The 22225-nt window shown below is 37.2% G+C and carries 20 protein-coding genes, 1 tRNA gene and 3 pseudogenes; 14 read left to right on the top strand and 10 right to left on the bottom strand.

Translation table 11 applies throughout. The features are described from left to right. Positions 1-34: 34 nt before the first annotated feature. The 5 genes and pseudogenes from IPO27_12515 to truA form a co-directional block, all read right to left on the bottom strand. Positions 35-355 (bottom strand): hypothetical protein, encoded by a 321-nt coding sequence (locus IPO27_12515; protein ID MBK8847310.1) that lies wholly within the window; start codon positions 353-355, stop codon positions 35-37. Between the two features lie 108 nt (positions 356-463). Beyond that, on the bottom strand, positions 464-2428 hold the full coding sequence (locus tag IPO27_12510; protein MBK8847309.1) for a hypothetical protein: 1965 nt from the start codon (positions 2426-2428) through the stop codon (positions 464-466). Between the two features lie 108 nt (positions 2429-2536). After that, complete coding sequence (locus IPO27_12505) at positions 2537-2860, bottom strand: hypothetical protein (protein MBK8847308.1); 324 nt, start codon at positions 2858-2860, stop codon at positions 2537-2539. A gap of 432 nt (positions 2861-3292) precedes the next feature. Continuing rightward, positions 3293-5070: pseudogene (locus tag IPO27_12500) on the bottom strand (ABC transporter ATP-binding protein). A 2-nt stretch (positions 5071-5072) separates the two neighbouring features. Beyond that, on the bottom strand, positions 5073-5852 hold the full coding sequence (gene truA, locus IPO27_12495; protein MBK8847307.1) for a tRNA pseudouridine(38-40) synthase TruA: 780 nt from the start codon (positions 5850-5852) through the stop codon (positions 5073-5075). A 203-nt stretch (positions 5853-6055) separates the two neighbouring features. Here truA and IPO27_12490 point away from each other — a divergent pair. The 3 genes and pseudogenes from IPO27_12490 to IPO27_12480 all read left to right on the top strand — a co-directional run bounded on the left by IPO27_12490 (position 6056) and on the right by IPO27_12480 (position 8267). Next, positions 6056-6647, top strand: a pseudogene (locus IPO27_12490) (response regulator transcription factor). Between the two features lie 281 nt (positions 6648-6928). Beyond that, positions 6929-7878 (top strand): annotated as a pseudogene (locus IPO27_12485) (nitronate monooxygenase). A gap of 5 nt (positions 7879-7883) precedes the next feature. After that, positions 7884-8267, top strand: coding sequence for a hypothetical protein (locus tag IPO27_12480; GenBank protein MBK8847306.1), 384 nt, complete (start codon positions 7884-7886; stop codon positions 8265-8267). A gap of 218 nt (positions 8268-8485) precedes the next feature. On the opposite strand, the gene icd is transcribed toward IPO27_12480, so the two are convergent. Further along, entirely contained in the window at positions 8486-9817 is a 1332-nt protein-coding gene (gene icd, locus IPO27_12475; protein MBK8847305.1) for an NADP-dependent isocitrate dehydrogenase, read from the bottom strand. A gap of 209 nt (positions 9818-10026) precedes the next feature. Between icd and IPO27_12470 the strand changes: the two genes are divergently transcribed. From IPO27_12470 to IPO27_12430, 9 genes are all read left to right on the top strand, one after another. Next, a tRNA-Lys gene (locus IPO27_12470) sits at positions 10027-10099 on the top strand. A gap of 691 nt (positions 10100-10790) precedes the next feature. Further along, complete coding sequence (locus IPO27_12465; GenBank protein ID MBK8847304.1) at positions 10791-11204, top strand: DUF1320 family protein; 414 nt, start codon at positions 10791-10793, stop codon at positions 11202-11204. 171 nt (positions 11205-11375) lie between these two features. Beyond that, complete coding sequence (locus IPO27_12460) at positions 11376-12362, top strand: DUF935 family protein (GenBank protein ID MBK8847303.1); 987 nt, start codon at positions 11376-11378, stop codon at positions 12360-12362. Then, positions 12359-12910: a hypothetical protein gene (locus tag IPO27_12455; protein ID MBK8847302.1), complete on the top strand. Its 552-nt coding sequence runs from the start codon at positions 12359-12361 to the stop codon at positions 12908-12910. Before IPO27_12460 ends, IPO27_12455 begins: the two co-directional genes overlap by 4 nt. Positions 12911-13143: 233 nt before the next feature. After that, on the top strand, positions 13144-13467 hold the full coding sequence (locus IPO27_12450; GenBank protein MBK8847301.1) for a hypothetical protein: 324 nt from the start codon (positions 13144-13146) through the stop codon (positions 13465-13467). A 2-nt stretch (positions 13468-13469) separates the two neighbouring features. Beyond that, positions 13470-13916 (top strand): hypothetical protein, encoded by a 447-nt coding sequence (locus IPO27_12445; GenBank protein ID MBK8847300.1) that lies wholly within the window; start codon positions 13470-13472, stop codon positions 13914-13916. A 23-nt stretch (positions 13917-13939) separates the two neighbouring features. After that, positions 13940-14746: a hypothetical protein gene (locus IPO27_12440; GenBank protein ID MBK8847299.1), complete on the top strand. Its 807-nt coding sequence runs from the start codon at positions 13940-13942 to the stop codon at positions 14744-14746. Positions 14747-14833: 87 nt separating this feature from the next. Continuing rightward, positions 14834-15418, top strand: coding sequence for a hypothetical protein (locus tag IPO27_12435; GenBank protein ID MBK8847298.1), 585 nt, complete (start codon positions 14834-14836; stop codon positions 15416-15418). Next, entirely contained in the window at positions 15316-17301 is a 1986-nt protein-coding gene (locus IPO27_12430; GenBank protein MBK8847297.1) for a M4 family metallopeptidase, read from the top strand. Before IPO27_12435 ends, IPO27_12430 begins: the two co-directional genes overlap by 103 nt. A gap of 131 nt (positions 17302-17432) precedes the next feature. On the opposite strand, the gene IPO27_12425 is transcribed toward IPO27_12430, so the two are convergent. From IPO27_12425 to IPO27_12415, 3 genes are all read right to left on the bottom strand, one after another. Next, positions 17433-18236, bottom strand: coding sequence for a hypothetical protein (locus tag IPO27_12425; protein MBK8847296.1), 804 nt, complete (start codon positions 18234-18236; stop codon positions 17433-17435). A 171-nt stretch (positions 18237-18407) separates the two neighbouring features. Then, positions 18408-18641 (bottom strand): hypothetical protein, encoded by a 234-nt coding sequence (locus IPO27_12420; GenBank protein MBK8847295.1) that lies wholly within the window; start codon positions 18639-18641, stop codon positions 18408-18410. Beyond that, positions 18593-19279, bottom strand: a complete 687-nt coding sequence (locus tag IPO27_12415) for a Clp protease ClpP (protein MBK8847294.1) — start codon at positions 19277-19279, stop codon at positions 18593-18595. The genes IPO27_12420 and IPO27_12415 overlap by 49 nt, the downstream gene beginning before the upstream one ends. Positions 19280-19515: 236 nt before the next feature. Between IPO27_12415 and IPO27_12410 the strand changes: the two genes are divergently transcribed. Continuing rightward, a complete protein-coding gene (locus IPO27_12410; protein MBK8847293.1) occupies positions 19516-19956 on the top strand; it encodes a hypothetical protein in 441 nt (146 codons plus the stop codon). Positions 19957-20106: 150 nt separating this feature from the next. Continuing rightward, positions 20107-21621, top strand: coding sequence for a phage terminase large subunit (gene terL / locus IPO27_12405; protein ID MBK8847292.1), 1515 nt, complete (start codon positions 20107-20109; stop codon positions 21619-21621). A 108-nt stretch (positions 21622-21729) separates the two neighbouring features. On the opposite strand, the gene IPO27_12400 is transcribed toward terL, so the two are convergent. After that, on the bottom strand, positions 21730-22131 hold the full coding sequence (locus IPO27_12400) for a hypothetical protein (GenBank protein ID MBK8847291.1): 402 nt from the start codon (positions 22129-22131) through the stop codon (positions 21730-21732). Positions 22132-22225 lie beyond the last annotated feature (94 nt).

Genomic DNA, 22225 nt, shown 5'->3' with positions numbered 1-22225 from the left:
AAATAAACGGATTGTTGCAAACCGGTTGTGCTAATTATCGTTTGTGCATTTTCAATTTCAATCTCATTAATTTTTTTTTTCCAATGCAATCAATAATTTCTAAACTAATTTTATCTGATTTATTTTTCTCATAATTAAATAGCACATAATCTTTTGCAGGGTTTGGCAGGAGCTTTCCATTTTGCAATTTCAATACATTCTGATTTTGAATATTTGGTCGCCCTTTTCGCAATTGCGGCATTTCATCTATTACATCTATGTGGAGTATTGCCCTCGCCCAATACACCGCTTCGCCACCGTAAAACGGATGGGTATAAACCAAGGCATATAATTGTTCAATAATGGTAGTGTCCAAAATAGAATCATTATTTTATAACGCAACAAAATATTTTAATACAAATTGCTTGTTTGCATTTATAACATTGCTTGCATCCAATGCATCCACAATTGAAAGTGCAGTAATCTAATCACCGTCAGTTATTTTACAAATCACATCATCTATTCGTCCTTCGTCCGCACCATTCAATTGATTGTATTTGTTTTGATAAATGGCATCTTTATTATTATTTTGATAAAGTATAGTAGAGTCTGCATTTGCAGCATCAAAAAATGCGTCTTCGTTCGTTATTTCAAAATAGGTAGAATCGGGGTCGTTCCATGTACTATCGCGCACAGTTCGTCCATAGTTGCGCTCTCGTTCTATATCACTTACTATATTTGGTGCTGTGCAATCGGTTGTTGTGTTATTTACGGCTGTAGGAGTTATATATTGCTGATTTGAAGGCACAGGTCTGAACATAAAAGGTGCAACATCATTTACATCGTATAACCATAGTGGGGGTGTACCAACTGGCATTCCACTCCCATCCACTCTATTATTTCCACTAAGTGTTGGGTCATTATTATCCCATTTATTACCCCACGATGTACTTGTGATTGTGTTATTAGTCCAATCGCCTTGGTCGCTTATGGAGGTGCTTACACCTGTACCGTCAAGGTATGCACCGCGCCAACAGTTTGTCATTGTATTGCAAAATAAAACTGTACCTGTACACACGCTTTTAAAAGAAATACCTCGCCCACAATTTTCAGTTTTGTTTTGCGATAGTGTAATTAATGTACTGCCTTCAATATTTATTCCTGTAACTAAATCGAGTATTGTAACATCGGGTATTTGAGTATAATGTATTGGGTTGTTATTGTATAGTTGAGCAAATTGGCAATTTTGCACATTAATTCCTGTTTGATGTTGTAGTCCAATATCAACAATCGGTTTTGTAATATAAATTGTATTTTCAAAAACATTTAATTGCCCTCCACCATTGCCACACTTAGCATAGCCAAGTAAATTTCGCAACATTATACTGGTTGCTACATTGCGAGAATTATTATTGCTTACATTCAACCTCACCACAGTAGGCAAATAATTTTGTATATCAATACCCGCCCGGCCATAATTTGCCGCATCATAAAAACCACTTTGATTTATCATATTGTTATTAATATTGGCAATGGTATTAAAACGCAGATTTTCTAAACGAATGCCTATTCCACCTAATGGTGTTTTGGTAATAGAATTGTTGTTAATGTTTAGGGTGTTGGTAGTAGTAGTACCATTTACATTAAGTGCGTAAATGCTTGTAGGGCAATTTTCAAAAGTGTTGTACAGGGCATCGAGGGTGATGCGTTTGTTTTGCCACCAGCAAATAAATATTCCAAAATCGCAATTGGTGAAGGTGTTTGTTTTGTTTTGGTCACCAATATTTACAGTGGGGGTGTTATTGTAAGATACTGCGGTAATTGCAGCACAGTAATAAAGTTTTGTCCACGATGGTATTGCATTGGCGGCATACTGCAATTTACCACAATTACTAAATGTATTATTATAGCTATTAAAAGTAGAGCCAGTTGCCAATATGCCAAGCAAATTGCGGTTAAAAATATTCTTTTCGGCCACTGTAGCACCACCAATTTCGAGGGCAGTAACATTATTCAATCGTATATGATGTGCGGGTGCTATGCCTGCATAAGGTGCTTTGGTAAGTGGCCCTGCGGCATTTGTAAATGTGTTGCCTGTTATTTTCATATTTGAATAACTGCCTTGATCTAAAAACAAATCGGTATTGTTGCCGGCAAAGGTGTTGTTGGTAATGTTTAGGATACCGTTGTTTTGATTGTGCACAGCTTCTATTGCATCTTCAATAGTTGATGAGTTTGTAATATTTACAGTGCCTCCATTGTTTATAATGCCTTGCCACATATCGCCACAGGCATATAAATAGCTAGTGCCCTTCAAACTAATGTCGCATTTTGCTCCACAGTAATTTTTTCCGGTAGCTATGGCTAAGGTACAGCCTGTCAATGTGATTGTTGTATTTGAAGCAATTACTATGTCATTATTTACTTCATAAAAACGATTTTTGTGCATAATCGTTTACATCAAATTCATTCACAATATCACACTTCCAAACTCCAAGCCCACGTACACAAGCAAAAATATTCTCGCTACAAGCTTCCTTTTTACTTGCATTGCTACTTATTGCAACGCAAACTTTATTTGGCAAATTACCAGTAATATCGCTCCAACAATCATCAACATCACCCGTGTAAGGATTGTAACTACCACGATATACCCTGCCCGTAACAGCCCTGTACTTGTTGGTTGATAGGCAGTACTTAAATAAATAGTATGACGCCAAGGATTTACTTCTATTGAGTTTACTCCTCCATCGGTCTTATCCAGTAAGTCTAAATACATATTAGTAAATATATCGGTAGGTACAGGATTAGTGCCACACGGGTTGTTGTTTACTAAGGTATTCGTGCAAGCGGTAGGAAATTCAGAATTAAATATTTCCACAAGCTTTGGGAGTGTGTTGTATGTTTTGTTAACTAAACCACACAAAACTCGGAAATGATTTTGTCCATTTATTGTATAAGGTACGATGGCTAACTTATCAGGTATAACATCAGCTGTGTTAAATGTAGTTGTACATATAGCGGTCCAACTTAAACCAGCACCGTTGTAACAGTGTGCAGTGTAGCAAAATTTAGCCCAGCAAGTTGATTAATTTTTTCATTAGATAAATAATTATATTGTTACAATTAAGAATACGGTATGGTAAAAGTATAGATTTAAATTTATATGTTTTACACAAGGTGTATAATATTTTTCTGCCTGAGATTAGCATTTTCACCTAATCACAAAAATGCTAGCTAGCAGTCTATCGAAATTTTGTACAAGATGCCTTGCTTATTGAGTAGCACTGTAACATAAACTTAATTACCTTTATTACAAATTATTTTCAAACTGCAGTTCGTACAATTTCTTGTACAATCCACTTTTATTAATCAATTCATTATGGGTTCCCTGTTCTTTGATTTCGCCTTTACTAAGCAGGTAAATGCACGTAGCGTGGTGTATGGTAGTAAGCCTGTGCGCAATTACAACACTAGTTCGGTTGGCCATAAGCGATTGTGTTGCATTAGAAATTAATTTTTCGCTTTCATTATCAATAGAAGAAGTTGCCTCGTCAAGAATAAATATAGTTGGATTAGCCACCAATGTGCGTGCAAAGGCTAGTAGCTGACGCTGACCTGCACTTAATTGTGTGCCTCTTTCCTGTACATTAAATTCCAAACCTCCCGGCAATTGCTGTATTAAAGGATGCAGGCCTACACTTTTGCAAGCTTGCTCCACAGTTAGCCTGCTAATTCCATTTTCAAAAAAAGTAATGTTATTGTAAATGCTATCTGAAAACAAGAACACATCCTGCTGTACCAGCCCAATTTTTGCGCGCAAACTATGCAGTTCATAATGTTGAATGGGTATATCATCAATCATGATTTCGCCCTTTTGTATTTCGTAAAAGCGATTGAGCAACGCGATAATTGTTGTTTTGCCTGAGCCGGTTGTGCCTACTAAAGCTGCCATTTCTCCGGGTTGTATGGTAAAGCTTATATTTTTAAGTATCCAATTTTGATCAGCATCTTTTTTAGTATTATCATATTGGTAAGTAAAATAAACATTTCTAAATTCAATTTTCCCGCGAATGTTTGTAGCACCTGTCTTTCCTGTATTTTGTGTTTGTTCATCAGCACCAATTAGTTTTATAATACGTTCGCTGCTAAGCATACCCATTTGTAGAGTATTAAACTTATCTGCCAACTCACGTATTGGCCTAAAGAGCAAGTTGATGTACATGATAAACGAGACAATAATTCCGAACGATGGTTTGGTATCAAGCATTTGCAGAATACCATACCATAATAACAGGCCTATAGCAGTTGCGCTAAGCAACTCCACCACCGGAAAGAAAATGGAATAATACCAGATAGATTGAATATTAGCTTTACGATGTTGGGCATTTATCTCTTTAAATTTTTTATACTCTTGCTGCTCACGATTAAAAGTTTGAACAATCCGAATACCTGATAAATGCTCTTGTACAAATGTGTTTAGTTGTGCAACAGCATTGCGCACATCATTAAATGTTCTTTATATTTTTTGAAAAATGCGGGTAGCAATTAACAACACAGGTATCGTATTAACGATATTAAGGTCAAGCGCCAATCAACATAAAACATAAAAGCAATGATGGCTACTAATTGCAGTAAATCGCTTATAATTAGTAGTAGGCCATCGGTAAAAATGTCTGCAATGGTTTCCATGTCACTTATCAATCGGGTAACAGTAACTCCTATGGGAGTTTTATCAAAAAAGGAAGTACGGAAGTGCAATAACCGGTGAAATAACTTTTTTCGGATATCTTCAATTACCTGCTGCCCAAGAAAATTCGTGTTGTTAGTGTATAGAAATTGCAATATCGAAGAAATCAAAGCAGTACCAAGCATTAATATCACACAAACTATCAACGAGTGTTTGTTGCCCTGCGGGATATATTCATCAATCGCTATCTGAGCAATATAGGGCCTTAAGGGTGACAGCAAGGCAAGAGCAAGTGTAAGAATAACGGTAACAATAAACGTGGAGTTGTATGGTTTCACATACAACATTACTTGCTTAAGTAAATTAAAGTCGAACGCCTTACCGCTGTTTTTGCTATCCATGATTAATTTGTATTGCCAAGCATCCAGGGCAAACGTATATACTTATTGTTAATAAATGGGTAGTTAACTCCTGAAAGATAAAGTCCATAAGGTTCTTCATTCTCTCCGGCAAGTTTTCGATCGCGACCATGTAATATGTTTTCAAATTGGGCAACCGTCATTTTTTCACGACCTATGATGAGCATAGTACCAACCAGTGCTCTAACCATACCGCGCAAAAAACGGTTCGATTCGATTCTGAAGTAAGTAAAGTCGCCAACGTTGACCCATTGTGCATGCTGAATGCTACAAAGGTTGGTTTTTGCTTGCGTGTTTGTTTTGCTCAAACTTTTAAAATCTGTATGCTCCTTTAGTAGTTGGCATGCCTCATTCATTGGCGCAAGATGTAATTGATCGTATTGATATAATGCAAGATGATTAAGAAAAGGATCTTTATAATGAGTAATTACATAATGATAACAGCGCGAGGTAGCATCAAACCTTGCATGGCAACCATCATCAACCGGGTAAAGTCCCAACATGGCTATATCATATCCAACTATGGAATTAAACTGATAGATAAATCGAAAGGAATCGATTGTTTGATTCGTGTCAAAGTGAATATAATATTGTGTGGCATGCACACCGGTATCTGTACGGCCACAACCAATACACTCAATTTCTGATCCAAGTAGGGTTGTTAAAGCCTTATTTACTGCCTCTTGTATGGTATGCGCATTTTGCTGCACCTGCCAGCCACAATAAGCAAAGCCATTATATCGTATTTCGGCAAAGTAACGCAACTATGTTTTTTTTTAATTTGTGCAAAGGTGCATTTTAATTTTTTTCATTAAAATAATTCGATTGGGTTTTTAGTTTGTGTAACGTCTTATCACGAATTGTCGCTATTGCAGCTATATTTGTGCTTCTATACTATTGTACCAAAAATAGCAGGAATGGAAAAATAAGAGTAGTAGCATTTGATGATTTTGCTGATATCCGTGATATGTATGAGATATTGATAAATGGAGAAGAGGATATGTTGTGTAAATTCATTTCCTGATTGCAATAATGTTATTAAGCGTATAGAACAAACATTGCCCGATGTTGTATTAATGGATATTGCTATGCCGGGCATAAACGGTATAGAAGGCGTGCGGCTGTTGAAGTCTAAATTTCCCAATCTTAAAATTATTATGCAAACTGTGTTTGAAGATGGCGACCGCATTTTTGATGCAATTTGTGCAGGTGCCTCAGGTTACATTCTTAAAAATTCGACTCCCGAACAAATAGTGCAAGCCATAAGAGATGCTCATAAAGGAGGTAGCCCAATGACACCGCTCATTGCCGCTAAGGTATTAGAGCAACTGCGCATGGTTACCCCTGTAAAACAGGCACAAGAAGAATACCACCTTACCGAACGTGAAAAAGAATTATTGCAATTATTAGTGAAGGGTATGAGCTATAAAATGATTGCCGATAATTTAAAAATCAGTTACCATACCGTTGATTCGCATATTCGTAAGATTTACGAAAAGTTGCATGTACATAGTGCTACCGAGGCAGTAAGTAAAGCTATCGAACGTAGGATTATCTAACTATTATCTTCTATTACTTTCTAAAATTTTTCTGGATTCCCGCTTTAAAGCGAATTGGTAATAGTGAGATTTCATTAGCACCCAACAATGTTAGTTTAAGGACCTTCAAGAATTTTTTAAAACGGAAAAGCGGTTACTTGTGTGATTCTTGTTGTGAACAATTGCCACAAAATAAATGCAATGCATGTTTCATTTTTGCATTAAAGGATTTCCTTTGCTAAAAATAAGGCATCGTGCAAACTGTTTTTTCACAATCATTAAATCTACGTGCGCCCATTGTAATGGCACCAATGTTTCTGGTATCAAATGAGTCTATGATGCGCGAGGGTTTGCGCAGCGGCATTGCCGCTACGTTTCCAACTTTAAATTACCGTAATGATAATGATCTGAAGCAAGTGCTTCAACGTCTTTTAAGTTTGGACAAAATTGTGTATTCGGGAATGCTTGGTGTAAATCTGATTGTGCAGGAAACCAACATTTTTTATAAAAAGCATTTGGAAATTTGCAAGCAGGCTAAAGTTCCTTTATACATCACATCGCTAGGTAGCCCGCAACATGTGATTGAAGAGGTAAAACCCTACGGGGCAAAAGTATATTGCGATGTTACTAACATGATGCATGCACATAAGGCAGCAGCTGTCGGTTGCGATGGCTTTATAGCAGTAGGGCAGGGGCAGGTGGTCATGCAGGCCCATATCCTTTGAGTGTATTGGTACCCGCATTAAAAAGCGCCTACCCCAACAAGCAGGTTATTGCAGCCGGGGGCATAGCTAATGGCAGTAGTATATTAAGCGCCCTGGCAGCAGGAGCCGATGCCGTTTCGATAGGAACACGTTTTATAGCTAGCAGCGAAGCATCGGTTAGCAGGGAATATAAAAAGGCTATTGTTGATGCAGGCATGGGCGACATTGTTCTTACTGAGCGATTGAGCGGTACTCCCTGCAATATCATTAATACCGACTATGCCAAAAGCATTGGCTACAGACAAAACTTTATCGAGCGCTGGTTAAATGCTAACAAGCAAACCAAAAAATATTTTAAAGCTCTGGTGCAGTATCGCGGAGCAAAAAAACTTGAAAGGGCAATTATGCCTGGCAACTATCAAAGTTTGTGGAGTGCCGGCCAATCGGTTGAACTTGTTCATGATATACTGCCATGCGCAGAAATTGTTAATAAACTTATAGCTGAAACAGACGAAGAATTTTTAAAATTGTGTAGCCTTTTTTCCTAACCCAAATGAATTGGAAATTAATCATACTGCTTAGCAGCCCGGGTGTAATAATGGGATTGTTATCTGTATTAGGGTACACCCATAAGATAGAGATTTACCTTTGGATTTGCTTTGCCATAGCTACTGCACTTATCCTTGCGCGAAATACAGTAGACCGCTTATTTGTACATGCTTTGCTTATTGGTATTATTTGGGGATTACTTAATGCTATCTGCCAAAAGTTATTCTTCGACATGTATTTCAAAAACAATGCGCAACTGCACCAAGCATTTTCAAAATCTACCTGGGTGCCACCACACATGTTACCCTTGGTTTCGGGTCCTGTTATTGGTTTAATAGCGGGCTTGGTATTGGCCGCAATGTCCTTTGTTGCAAGAAAATTATTTTAATAAGGCAATCGCAATGGCAAGGGTTTACCCTCATTTTTTATTTCAGGTAATTACCATCTTTTATCTGCATGGCTGCTGCTATATTTTTGTACCCATCATACAAACCATTACTAACTTTTACACACTATAAAATTAGCTTTTCGTTTTTATTAAGGGGAAAAAAAAGCCGGTGGCACCAAACCTCCGGCTTTATACATTGTACTGTTTGTATCTTCAAATTACATGCTGCCAATAATGGCATCGCCAAACTCTGAGCATTTTACTAAAGTAGCTCCTTCCATCAAACGATGAAAATCATAAGTAACTTTCTTGTTTGCGATGGCACCATTTAATCCTTTTAAAACAAGATCGGCAGCCTCTGTCCAACCCAAATAACGCAACATCATTTCGCCACTCAATACTATACTGCCCGGATTTACTTTGTCCTGATTAGCATATTTGGGAGCAGTGCCATGGGTTGCCTCAAATATGGCATGGCCGGTTACATAATTAATATTAGCTCCCGGAGCAATTCCAATTCCCCCAACTTGAGCAGCAAGAGCATCGCTCAGGTAATCGCCATTCAGGTTTAGCGTTGCTATCACATCAAAATCTTCGGGGCGGGTAAGAACTTGTTGCAAGGTAATGTCGGCAATAGCATCCTTTATTAAAACCTTTCCCGAAGCCAAAGCTGCCTTTTGTTCATCGTTTGCTGCTGCTTCTCCTTTATCTTTTTTGGTACGCTCCCACTGACTCCAGGTATACACATCTGAGCCAAATTCTTTTTCAGCAAGGGCATAACCCCACGATAAAAATCCACCTTCGGTAAATTTCATAATGTTGCCTTTGTGCACAATGGTTACACTCTTACGTTTGTAATCAATTGCATATTTTATAGCTGCGCGTATCAATCGTGCAGAACCTTGTTGCGAAACAGGTTTGATTCCAATACCTACCATTACTTTGTTTTCACTCGATGTATCACCGGCTTGCTGTATCCATTCACTTACTGATGCTTCGGTGCCAAAACGTATTTTCTTAAATTCCTTTTCAAAGGCACCTTTAAACCAATCAAGAAATTTTTTATTGTCATCGCTACCGGCAGCAAATTCTATACCGGCATAAATATCTTCGGTATTTTCGCGAAATATAATCATATCAACCTTTTCGGGAAATTTTACCGGTGAAGGCACTCCCGTAAAATATTGCACCGGACGTAAACAAACATAGAGGTCCAAAATCTGACGCAGTGCTACATTCAGCGAACGTATACCACCTCCGATAGGCGTAGTTAGAGGGCCCTTTATTGCAACCAAATATTCGCGAATGGTATCAAGGGTTTCATCGGGCAACCAGTTTTGCGTTTTATTAAATGCCTTCTCACCTGCAAGCACTTCAAGCCATTCGATTTTTCGGCTGCCATTGTAAGCCTTATTAACTGCGGCATCAAGCACACGTACACTTGCTCTCCATATATCCGGCCCGGTGCCATCTCCTTCTATAAAAGGTATTATCGGATTATTAGGCACAATCAGTTTGCCGTTTGCTATTTTAATTTTCTCTCCACTCATAATATATTTTTTTCAATTGATTTTTCGGGGCGCAAAATAGAAATACCCCTGCAACATCAAAGTTTTAGCAAGTTTATATTTTTTAGGATGCGCTCAGGTTGTGAATAAATGTGCAAATATTATTTTGAAGAAATGAATTAATATCTATTTTTGCACCTCAAAATCCGGAAATAGTTACCCAAAAGTTTTCTAAACCCGTATTTACAGGCGATTCCGTAGCTCAGTTGGTAGAGCATTACACTTTTAATGTAGTGGTCCTGGGTTCGAGTCCCAGCGGGATCACAAGAAAATCACTAAAACCCTTGATAGTAAACAACTTTCGAGGGTTTTTTTTTGGCGGGTACAACAATGGTACAACATTTTGAGTTTGCAACAAAGCACTGAAACCCGCACCAGTAGCGGTTTGTAAGGCATCGAAAAATTTGCACATCGGGAACATTTTTTTCTGTTTTATATTGCTCTAATATCCCTTAAATTGCATTTGTTTGCAAGTTTATTTTAATCTTTTTTATCAACATCGAATTCATATAAAGTTGCTTTTTCTTTAACGAAATCATTCTGCATTAACCTAAAAGCAGAAAACACACCTGGCCTTCAGCCCAACTTTTGCGTCCTCTTAAAATAAAATTTTACTGGCACCTTAGTGCATCAATTGAAAAAAATCTCGGCATTATTCTCAAACCAAAAACCAACGGGAATGAAATCGCCATGCCGCACGCAAAAAAAACCTTAATGGCTGTATTTAATCGTGTTTTTAAAACCCATGGAAAATTCAATTGGAAGAAGAGAGTTGATTGGGGTTTTAAAAAACGAAGGCCGTAAATGTGGGCTGATAAAATGCCGTGTTTATTTGTACTGAAAAATGGGTAAGAGAAAACCAAAAGGACACTAGTTACAAGTAAATCAAGGCAATCCAAAGCAATACGAGTGTTGATATTAATACGTTATAACAGTAAATTTACATAAAAAAATCATGGCGTCCCACTTTATTGAGAAAGCTGATTTTAATACCATAATACCAGCAAGTAATTTGGATTTTATTACAGGAAATGATGATGATATTTTATTAGAGATGGCAGATGAAGCAGTTGAGGAAATGAAATCATATTTGGCAGAGAGATATGCTGTGAGCGAAATATTTGCTGCAAGTGGAGGCGATAGAAATAAAACTTTGCTGATGTATGGAAAGGATATAGCCTTATATCATTTATTTAGTAGGAGACATCAATACCGCATACCCGAAATTAGGGCCAAGCGATATGATGCCGCAGTAAAATGGCTAAAAAATGTACAGCAACAAATTATTAATCCAACACTATTGCAAAGTAGTGGCATTAAAACGATAATAGGTGGAGGAAATATTAAACGCGAAAATCATCAAGAATAATGGCAACAAAAACAGCAGAAAAAAAGTAATACGATAATCCAAAAGATAGAAGTTACACAAATTAAAAGAGGTGCACAGGACATAAGTAAATGGCGCAATGCTATACAATCTGCTGAAAGCATTACAATGCCAAGGCGAATATTGCTGTACGATTTATATGAGGAAATACTTGTGGATGGACATTTAACGGCTGTGATTGAAAAAAGGAAGCTGGCGGTAACAAACACGCCTGTAGTGTTTGTAGAAAAAGGAGTAGTGCATGATGAAATAACTGAGCTGACAAGCACAGAAGATTTTATTAATTTATTGCATTATATAATGGAATGTAAACTGTGGGGACATAGTTTGATTGAACTGAGTTTTGATAATAAAAAAATGCAACCGAAACTTATACCACGGAAGCATGTGGAACCGAATAAAGGGATTATATTAAAGCACCAATATGACCAAACGGGATTTAGTTACAGAACTGCACCCTATTTAGATTATTGTATTGAGGTAGGAGAAGAAAATGGACACGGATTGCTAATGAAAGCTGCGCAATATGTAATTTATAAACGTGGGGGATTTGGAGATTGGGCGCAATATTCTGAATTATTTGGAATGCCATTTCGCATTGCAAAATATGATGGGTATGATGAAAAAACACGAAGTGAATTAGAGACGGCACTGAGGGAGGCTGGTTCTGCTGCTTATGTGGTAATACCAAAAGAGGCAGATTTTGAATTTATACAAAACAATGCAGCAGGTAGTAATGTGCTGTATGAGGGGCTTATAAATTTATGCAATAAGGAACTCTCGAAATTGATTTTAGGCCAAACCATGACCACAGAAAGTGGCGGTGCACTGGCACAAGCAAAAGTACACCAAGAAGCGGAGCGTGATTTACTGATGGCGGATAAGTTATTTGTAAAAAATGTGCTGAATGATAAACTCATACCAATACTACAAAAGCATGGATATACTACAGGAAAAGGAAAATTTTATTTTAATGAGCAGGAACATATAGATTTGAAAACAAGATTGGATATGGATTTAAAACTTGCTGAAAGAATAAAAATTGACGATAAATATTTTTACGAAACATATAATGTACCTACACCAACAGAAGGTAAGAAAATAGAAGAGGGTACAACTAAACAAGAAGAAATAGTATGAGTGCTTTATTTAATTTATATGGCCAAATAGCTACTGCCATAACAGACAATGTACCCGAAATAAAACATGTGGATATTGATATTGGGCAATTGAAAAAAGAGGGTGCAGAAATACCTGTGGTATATCCTGCGGTATTGATACGAATAGAAAATGTATATTGGAGAGATTACGATGCTGCGAAACAAATTGGTGTGGTACACTTGCGGCTAAAAATAATTTACCCTTTTGAAAATGAAACTGAATATTACAGCGCCCCACATGGAGTACGTACCGAAATGGCAACCTTTTATGCAATAGTTGAAAATGTTAACAGGTATGTAAGCCTTATAGCACCAGGCACATTTACAAGATTAAATAGGTTTAATGAAGCGCACTTAGAAACGAACCCAGAAGAGCAAAAATGGATATACGGTTTGGATTATTACTGTAATGTATATAGTGATGGTAGCGATTTTATTGATGGTGAATCTTTTGATTTTGATTACGATTCACTTTTGAAATTTGATGCTTTATTAGATAGGACATTGAGGGGAAAGAAGGTGGGGTAAATATTGAGGAACAAGGCAAGGCAACGCGTTTGCTTGTAAACACTTGTGCCAAATGGGTTTAAAAGGGCATGAATAAAAAGAATTACTTCGATTATATCGCACAATGAGGCTAGAAACGACTTTGTATTTACAGCAAAGATTTTAATAAAAGGTGAGCACTATTGTTTTATTTTTTCTGTTTTAATTTTATTGTTTTATATTTGTTTGGTTTATTTTACTCAAAAAAATAAAAGATGAAAACAAATAATTATTTGCAAATAACGGGGTTATTTATTGTATCTCTGATTACAATTGCAACGCCAAGTTTATTTGCTCAACAGAGCAATGTTGCAAAAACGGATATTGAAGGCAAGGAATATCACGGACAGAAGGCAAGTGAAAAAATATCAGATGCCTCCTTTGTGTATGAAAAAACAAACAGCCCTTATCCAGCTTTTGTAAGATTTGAGAAAGAACAGCAAAAATCTTTTGCTTCTTTTTTACCCTGGCTAAAGCAAACATTCAAGACAAGTTCTGACGTTGATTTTAAATTGACCCAAAAGAAACTGATGATTTAGGGATGGTACATTATCGCTACATTCAGACTTACAAGGACATACCTATTGAATTAACAATGTATATCGTGCATGTTAAAGATGGCTATGTAACTTCTTTTAACGGACATGCATTGAATGTTACTACAAATCTTTCATCTAAAGCCACAGTGAATGTGGTGGAAGCAATGAATGCAGCAAAGAACTACGTAGGCGCATTGAAATATAAATGGGAAGATGTATTCTGGGAAAAAAACATTAAGGAAAGCAAGAAAGATATAAATGCAACTTATTTTCCTAAAGGTGAATTGTACTGGTATGCTGAGGATATTAATACACTTGATAAAAAAACAAATCTGCGGCTCGCATATAAGTTTGACATATATTCTTCCATTCCTGATAATGCACAAAGAGTATATGTGGATGCAAAAACAGGTGAAGTATTTTTAGTAAACTCTCTTAAGCATAATTAAAAAAAGACAAAACTAAAAACATTATGAAAACCAAAATTATCATTACTGTCTTACTTGCTTCTTTTTCCTTCAATTTTTGCAAAGCACAACAATGGGTTACCATACCAGATCCTAATTTTGTGGCTTGGCTAAAAGATATATATGGAGGAGGATTCGCAGCAGAAATGAATGGGAATATGCTTAATGTTACCTCGGCTAAGGTTCAAAATTGTAAATCTTTGTATCCTGATTATGCTAATATTTCAGATTTGACAGGGATACAATATTTTGGATTACTTAAGACTTTATATTGTCCTGGCAATCAATTATCGAGCCTTCCCACACTTCCTGCAAGTCTAAAACACTTTACCTGTCGGAATAATCAGTTTACAACCCTTCCTACACTACCTGTCGATTTAATATCTTTAGACTGCAGTGATAATCCGTTAACCAACTTATCCACCCTTCCGGCTTCTTTATGTACTTTAGTTTGTGATGATAATCAATTAACGAGCCTTCCTGCGCTTCCTGCGTCTCTCGAACGTTTGTACTGTAATCGCAATCTATTATCGAGCCTACCTGCACTTCCTGATACTTTATTGTATTTAATTTGTGATGATAATCTGTTAACAACTTTACCTACTCTACCTGCCTCTTTATGTACTTTAAGTTGTGATGATAATCAATTAACAAACCTTCCTGTGCTTCCTGCATGTCTAGATTTTATAAGGTGTAACTACAATCAATTGACGAGCCTGCCTTCACTTCCTTTTGGTTTGTTTACACTTCATTGCGAGAACAACTTGTTAAAAAAACTTACCGCCACTCCCCAGTTCTTTAGTGAAACTTAGGTGTGGTAGCAATCAACTTGACAGTTTGCCGGCTCTTCCAGCGCTTCTTAGGAATTTCTTGTTGACAGTAATACTAATCTAACCTGTATGCCAATTCTACAAGAATTTGATGGTTTTGAGATTGATTTTTCAATTGCAGGAACGGCAATCACTTGCTTTCCCAACATTATACAGCATGCCAATAATGTGGTTACTATAGATACGATGCCTATTTGCACTGGCCCGTGTCCGGATCCGCATTGTAAACCTGCAACTGTGGCAACTCTTTTTTCTAGTGGAACGCGTAATATCTTTACTGAAAAGTATGTTACTACTCCAACCGCCAAGTGGAGGCTAAGAGATTCTTGTCAGGCGGCTTCTATTTGGGTCAAAAATTGGAATAATGGTAATGTTGTAGAAATAGAAGATACTGCCAACAAATGGGTTTCAAACAATAAACGGTTTGGGGGAACAGTTTTATGGGAAGTAAAGCAGGCATATAACTATTTTCTGACTCACGGACGCAACTCTTATGACAACGCTGAGGGAACAGTCGAAGCATATATAAATGCTGCTGATACTGATGGTGCATTTATGACAAACAATGGTACAATGGAGGTCGGTGCGGAAGTAGCCTGTCAGATTCATGGTGTCCGCTTGATATTATTGCTCATGAATATACACACGCTGTAACATTTGCATCAGCTGATTTAAACTATTCCTATGAGTCAGGCCTGAATGAATCATTCAGTGACATATTCGGTGAAGTAATAGAAAATTATGTTACGGGAAATGACTGGCTAGTTGGGGCAGACCGAGCAAGCGGAGCCTTCCGATCTTTGGCAAATCCCAATACATATGGACACCCCGATACTTATTTAAGCACTAATTCTTTAGGACCCTGGTATACGGGAAGTGATGACTTTGGTGGAGTTCATACAAATAGCGGGGTTCAGAATTTCTGGTTTTATTTATTGGTTAATGGTGGCAGTGGAACCAACGATAATAATGATGTATATAATGTTCAAGGAATTGGAATGTCAGCTGCTGCGAAAGTTGCATATAGTAATCTAACGTCATATTTATGGTCCTCCTCTGATTACGCTGATGCCCGTTGGGGCTCCATACAAGCTGCAATTGATATATCATTCGGTAATGAATGTTCTCCTTTAGTCCAGTCTGTTACAAATGCCTGGTATGCTGTTGGTGTAGGGGGTCCATTTATAAACATCTCTGCTGCGGGTTCTACTACTTTCTGCCCTGGTGATAATGTTCAATTGAGTACAGCAGTTGCAATGGGATCAACATATCAATGGAAAAAGAATAATGTAAATATTCCTGGAGCGACCAATTCATCATATATTGCAACAGCAAGTGGCAGCTATAAAGTAGTAGTAACAAGAACCTGTGGATCTGTAACCTCTAATTCAATCACAGTTACGGTAAACCCATCGCCTTCAGCAACTATTACAGCGCAAAGCTCCACAACAATTTGCAACGGAGAGAATGTAGTTCTTTCAGCAAATGGGGGTACAGGATTCACATACCAATGGCAAAAGGGCACTACCAATATTGGTGGAGCAAATTCCAAAACATATTTAGTATCAACAGGGGGCACTTACAAGGTTATTGTAACAAATGCATCAGGGTGTTCAAGCCTTTCATCTGGAACAGCTGTAATAGTAAAAAGTGTTCCTACATCTGTTATCACTCCTTCCGGAGCTACATATTTTTGTGCCGGAGATACCTTAGTATTAAATGCAAATTCTGGTACAGGATTGACATATCAATGGAAAAAGGGTTCTACCATTATAGGTGGAGCTACTTCCAAAACATATTTAGCATCATCAGGGGGCACTTACAAGGTTATTGTAACAAATGCATCAGGTTGTACAAGCCTTTCAGCTGGTACAACTGTAACAGTGAAAAGTATTCCTTCAGCTTTAATCACCCCTTCTGGACCTACAAATTTTTGTACAGGAGGCTCCTCTGTTTTAAATGCGAATATGGGTACAGGATTGACATATCAATGGAAAAAAGGAAATTCAAATATTGGAGGTGCAACCTTATCATCTTATACCGCAACCGTAACAAATAATTATTCGGTAATCGTGACCAATTCAAACGGATGCAGCAAAACTTCCAATTCGGTTTTAGTTACCGGTCCACCATCTGCTGCTATAACAATTACAGGATCACAAACGATTTGCCCACCGGGGACAGTTACTTTTTCAGCACCGACAGGCAATGGGTTAACCTATCAATGGTTAAAGGATAATCTTAATCTTCCCGGTGCAATAGCATCTAGTTACGTTGCTACAAGTGCCGGCAACTATAAAGTTACTGTCACCAATTCATTTGGCTGTTCAACTACATCCGGACCAAAAACAGTGACAGTAAGCTGCCGTTCCTATATAGCTGCAGATATTGAATCAAATGAATTTCTTTCAATATATCCAAATCCAAATGCAGGAACATTTATTTTGGAAATGTATTCTGAAACAAATCAGGATAATAGCATTATTGAAATATGCAATACATTAGGCAATCGATTTATCGATCAAAAATTGACTTAATGGAAGGAGAAAATATAAAAGAAATTGCCCTAGATAAATTATATCGGGAATTTATTTCAAACCCTGAAAACAGAAAAGAAAACATTCAATGAAAAAATAGTAAAAGAATAAAAAACATTACAATACGATGGTCATGGTGTTTGGATGATTGCTACTACACCTTTGTAATCGTTTCTGCGCTTGCGGCCACCCATGCGTATGAGGGCAGAATAGATGTCACCATAATAAGTTGGAGCGTTTAGTTGCTCGAAGAAATCAACTGCGCCTAAAGCACGTTCTACGCAGTTTGCTTGCCAAAGCAATACAACACCGTTGTCGTTTATTGTGCCTGCTGTGCCTGGGGTTTGTACTAGTGGCGTACCAGCATTATTCGCAACGAGTGTGTTACTGCGTTCCATAATCCAAAAGCCATAAATACGGTTTATAACACCTGCCGGCAGGTCATATTCTTTAGCTGCATCACGGTATTGAGTGACGTTTAATTCATCTACTAATTGTTCGTACATATCGGAATCTACCATCATGTAGCGGTCTTCTTTGGCTACGTTTTGTTTGTTGAGTAATAAGCGTGCAGCTTTTACATCGGCAAGGGAAAACTTTTTGCGTGTACCTGTTGCTGATGGTAGATGTGCATTAACATTGGCACCTGAGGTGCGAACGATAGCCCCACCTGTTTCTACACGCCAATTGTACAACATCCAATCGGCAACTAATTCGCGGATTGCACTTTCTGATTCGGAAAGGACACTGGCCATTTTATCGTAAGATAATTCTACGGTGTCGGCATTGGGAATTAGAATTGGGTCGGATGTAAATTCGTCCAACGGATATGTTATATCAATGTCGGTACGTGTTGTGACAGATGCAGGTAACGATGAACGATTTTTACAATTGCAGGTGCTGCTCCTGCATTGGGGATATGTACTACTTTCCATTTATTACATGTTGGTCTGCCTTATAACAGTAATTAAGGAAGTCATTGTTTTTAAACAAGCTTGCTTGTAAATGATTAGTCCAGATTTCTTTTTGTATAGCCATTTTATTTGATTGTTTTAAGCCTCATTTCAACCTTATATAATTGATTAGGTAGAATTAAGCATATTTGATTATAGTGCTGATAGTTTTGGTGTTGTGCCGTATTCTTTTTTATAGAGTGCAGAGAATTTAGCCGGATTGTTAATTTTCATTTCTGCAAGCAAAGCAGGAGCCTTCTCTTGATACTCACGAAAGGATTTATATTCATCTTCTGCCTCTACGGTTGCTAATTGCGATGTAATGCTTTTATAAGGCGTTATAGCATTAATAGCAGCCTTGGCTGCATCAAAGTTTGCTTCGGCCAAGATGGTAAAAACAGAACGCTGTTCTTCACGAATGCGATTTGATTGAATTGCATTGGCAATGAGCCGTTCTTTATTTTGGAAGGTGCCTTTTTTATTGCACCATCAAATATTTCGTCAACTAATTTATATTTAAGAGCTTGTTCAGCATTAAACCAATTATCCTTACCCCTTTGCATCCATGCAGATTCAATTTCAGCAGCTTGCAAACCTGTTCGTTCAGCATAAATTGAGATTAGTGAATGTTGCATTTCATCCATCAAGGAAGCTGTTTCTCTCAGCTTATCAGCATCACCATGCGATGAACCTGAAACCTTATGAATCATTAGTTGAGCATATTTGTTTATAAATATTTTTGAGCCACCCAAAGCGATAATGCTTGCCATGCTTGCAGCCATACCGTCAACGTATACATGTATTGTTGCGCACGAATTTTTAAGTGTGTTATAAATGGCAATACCTTCAAATACATCACCACCACCTGAATTAATACGGACATTTATATTTGAATTAGATCCTTCTACCTTTTTAAATTCGGCTATAAATTTCTTGGAAAAGTCATTGGTGTCATTACCTATATAACCATATAAGAGAATTTCGGCAGGTTTTGGCGTGTTGTTTACTATATAATTATCCGTCATTTTATTTTATTTCCGTATAAAAATAATGTTTATATTTATGCAAAACATAGGTGTGTAGCGGCTTGCATCGTGTTGCGCTCAATGATACTTAGTTGCACAGAAATAATATTTAGCTCGATGAACAAATAACCTCAACCTTAATCCCTCTGCAACTTGAGAGGGGAGAATACACCTCACCCCTAACCCCTCTGCAACTGGGGAGGGGAATAAATAACCAAGGCATAATTTATTTATAGATGACTACAAAACAAAAAATAGAAATTGCAAGAACTATGTTCTTGAATATAGAAAAAACACAAAAGGAAATTTGTGAAATAGTCATGTGGACGGAAAAAACTTTTACCGAACAAAAGCAAAAGGGTAAATGGACTGAATTACGTGACACTAAAAGTTTGACAAGGCAGCAAATTATTTCTATGTTGCATATTCAACTTTTAAGAATAGCTGATGTTGCAAAAGATGAAAGCAGAATACTGAGCGCACGCGAAGTAGATTCAATTGCAAAATTAGCAGCCTCCATTGACAAGCTTGAAAAGAAAGCAACTATAGAAACTTACATAGAAGTTGTTGAAGAATACAATAGGTGGCGTATGATTGTCGATGTAGATTTCGCGCAACGGAATAATCATTTTCAGGATTTATTTATACAAAGTAAAATAGTGAAACCTCACCCCTGACCCCTCTCCAGGGGGAGAGGGGAATGCGACCTCACGCCTGACCCCTCTCCAACGGGAGAGGGGAATGCGAACTCAGCACTAACTCCACTCCAACAGGAGCGGGGAAAGGGACCTCAGGGCTACAAGTTGATTGAATAAAAAACCATAACAATGAAAGTATCTAAGCAAAGTCTGACCAGGTGGCAAATGCACTGTACGAAGGTACAGCAGCAAACTGTAGTGGATGGTTTTGAAAATGAAATGTCAAAAGCAGAGCGGATAGAGCGAGCCAAAAACGACTATCAATTTTTTGTTGAGTATTATTTTCCACACTATGCAAAAAATAAATGTGGACAATTTCAGATAGACGCAGCCAATGAAGTTGCAAACAATAAAAAACTAAGGGCTTTGTTTGAATGGGCGCGAGGACATGCAAAAAGCACACACTTTGATTTAATGATTCCATTATGGCTGAAAGTAAAAGGAGAATTAAATGTAATGATACTTGTAGGCAAAAGTGAAGACAATGCAAAAACGTTACTTGGAGATTTACAAGCTGAATTACAATACAATCAACGATACATTCATGATTATGGCGAACAAATAAATGTAGGTAGCTGGGAAGATGGAAAATTTATAACAAAAGATGCAAAAGCATTTTTTGCATTAGGCAGAGGGCAAAGTCCGCGTGGATTGCGATTTCGTGAACATCGCCCAGACTACTTAGTAGTTGATGATTTGGATGATGATGAATTAGTACAAAATGAAAACAGAGTAACTAAAATGCTAGATTGGATATTAGAAGCATTGTTTAATACAATGGATATGGGTAAGGGAAGATTTGTTTTTGTAGGTAACAGGATTAGTAAAAACAGTGTGCTTGCACACTTTGCCCAAGTGCCGGGGATATTTCATACCGTTGTAAATGCACTTGATGAAAATGGCAATCCCACTTGGCATGAGAAATATACCAAAGAAGATATTCAACAAGTGATTGACACCATTGGAGTGCGCAGGTCGCAAAAGGAATTTTTTAATAATCCAATTACTGATGGTGCGGTTTTTAAACTAAAAGATATACGTTATAAGAAAATTGATCCCCTTGCCTCATACCGTTATCTTGTTTCTTATACTGACCCAAGTTTTAAAAGCGGGGCAAAAAGCGATTACAAAGCAACAGTGTTGATAGGCAAAAATAAAACTGGTGAGTTTCATTTATTAAAATCGTTTGTGGCCCAAACAACAGTGCGCGAAATGGTGAGGTGGCATTATGCATTGCAAGAAAATTATGGAATAGCAACGCCAATATATTTTTATATGGAAAGTAATTTTTTGCAGGATATTTTATTTGATGAATTTACCAAAATGGGAAATGAAAGCGGAAAGCAAATTCCAATTAAAGGAGATACAAGAAATAAGCCTGATAAGTTTCAAAGAATAGAAAGTATGCAGCCACTTTTTGAAAGGGGAATGATTTTTTTTAATGAAGATGAAAAGGAAAACCCGGGGACTAAAAAGCTGATTGAGCAACTATTGATGTTTGAAAAAGGCAGCCGTTACCATGACGATGGCCCTGATGCAATTGAAGGTGCAATATGGATGCTTAATTTCAAAACGAGAGTTGATATGCCATTGATTATTGGCAGGAGAAATGAGGGTTCTTATCTTAATTTGAAGCGGGTTTAACTGGTTGCGAGTTTTGGGAAAAGCGATTTGTGTAAGAGGGGTTAGGAACGTAGGTTGGTTTATAAAGTAGTTATAGTTTACTGTAAGGTAATTCAGTATGATTAAGGGTTAAGGCGTTGGAGAAATATTATCAAGTTTACCGGTACGCAAAATAATGTATTCCTCCATTTCCTCATAATTGGGTTGCCAGTCTTTTCTGAAAATAAATTTCAAAATATAAATGGATTTTTGAAATAATATTTTAATATGTAATTTATCATTTAGCGCAGGAGTGTAACCAAAATCAAAACAGTTGTAGTTATTCAAATCATTTTGATACAAAGTTTCATAAAAGCGGAGGTGCATGGTACTTTCATTGAATAAATCAGTTTTTTTATGATATATAGCTATTAAACCACCTACTATACAAGGGTTAGTTATGCCATGCCGATACAGAATCCAAGTTGCATTATCAATTGATAATTCCGGATTACATGTACAAAGTTTAATATGATGAAGACCCTGGCACATTTGAAAAAGTAACGCAAAAATAAAGAAATTAAGTTTAGTATCATGGTATCATCCGCCTAAGGGAAATGATACGATGATACCAATGATTATTTTG

This window comes from Bacteroidota bacterium, from assembly GCA_016714535.1.
Taxonomy (GTDB): Bacteria; Bacteroidota; Bacteroidia; order AKYH767-A; family OLB10; genus JADKFV01.
This window is presented reverse-complemented; position numbering and strand designations above follow the sequence as displayed.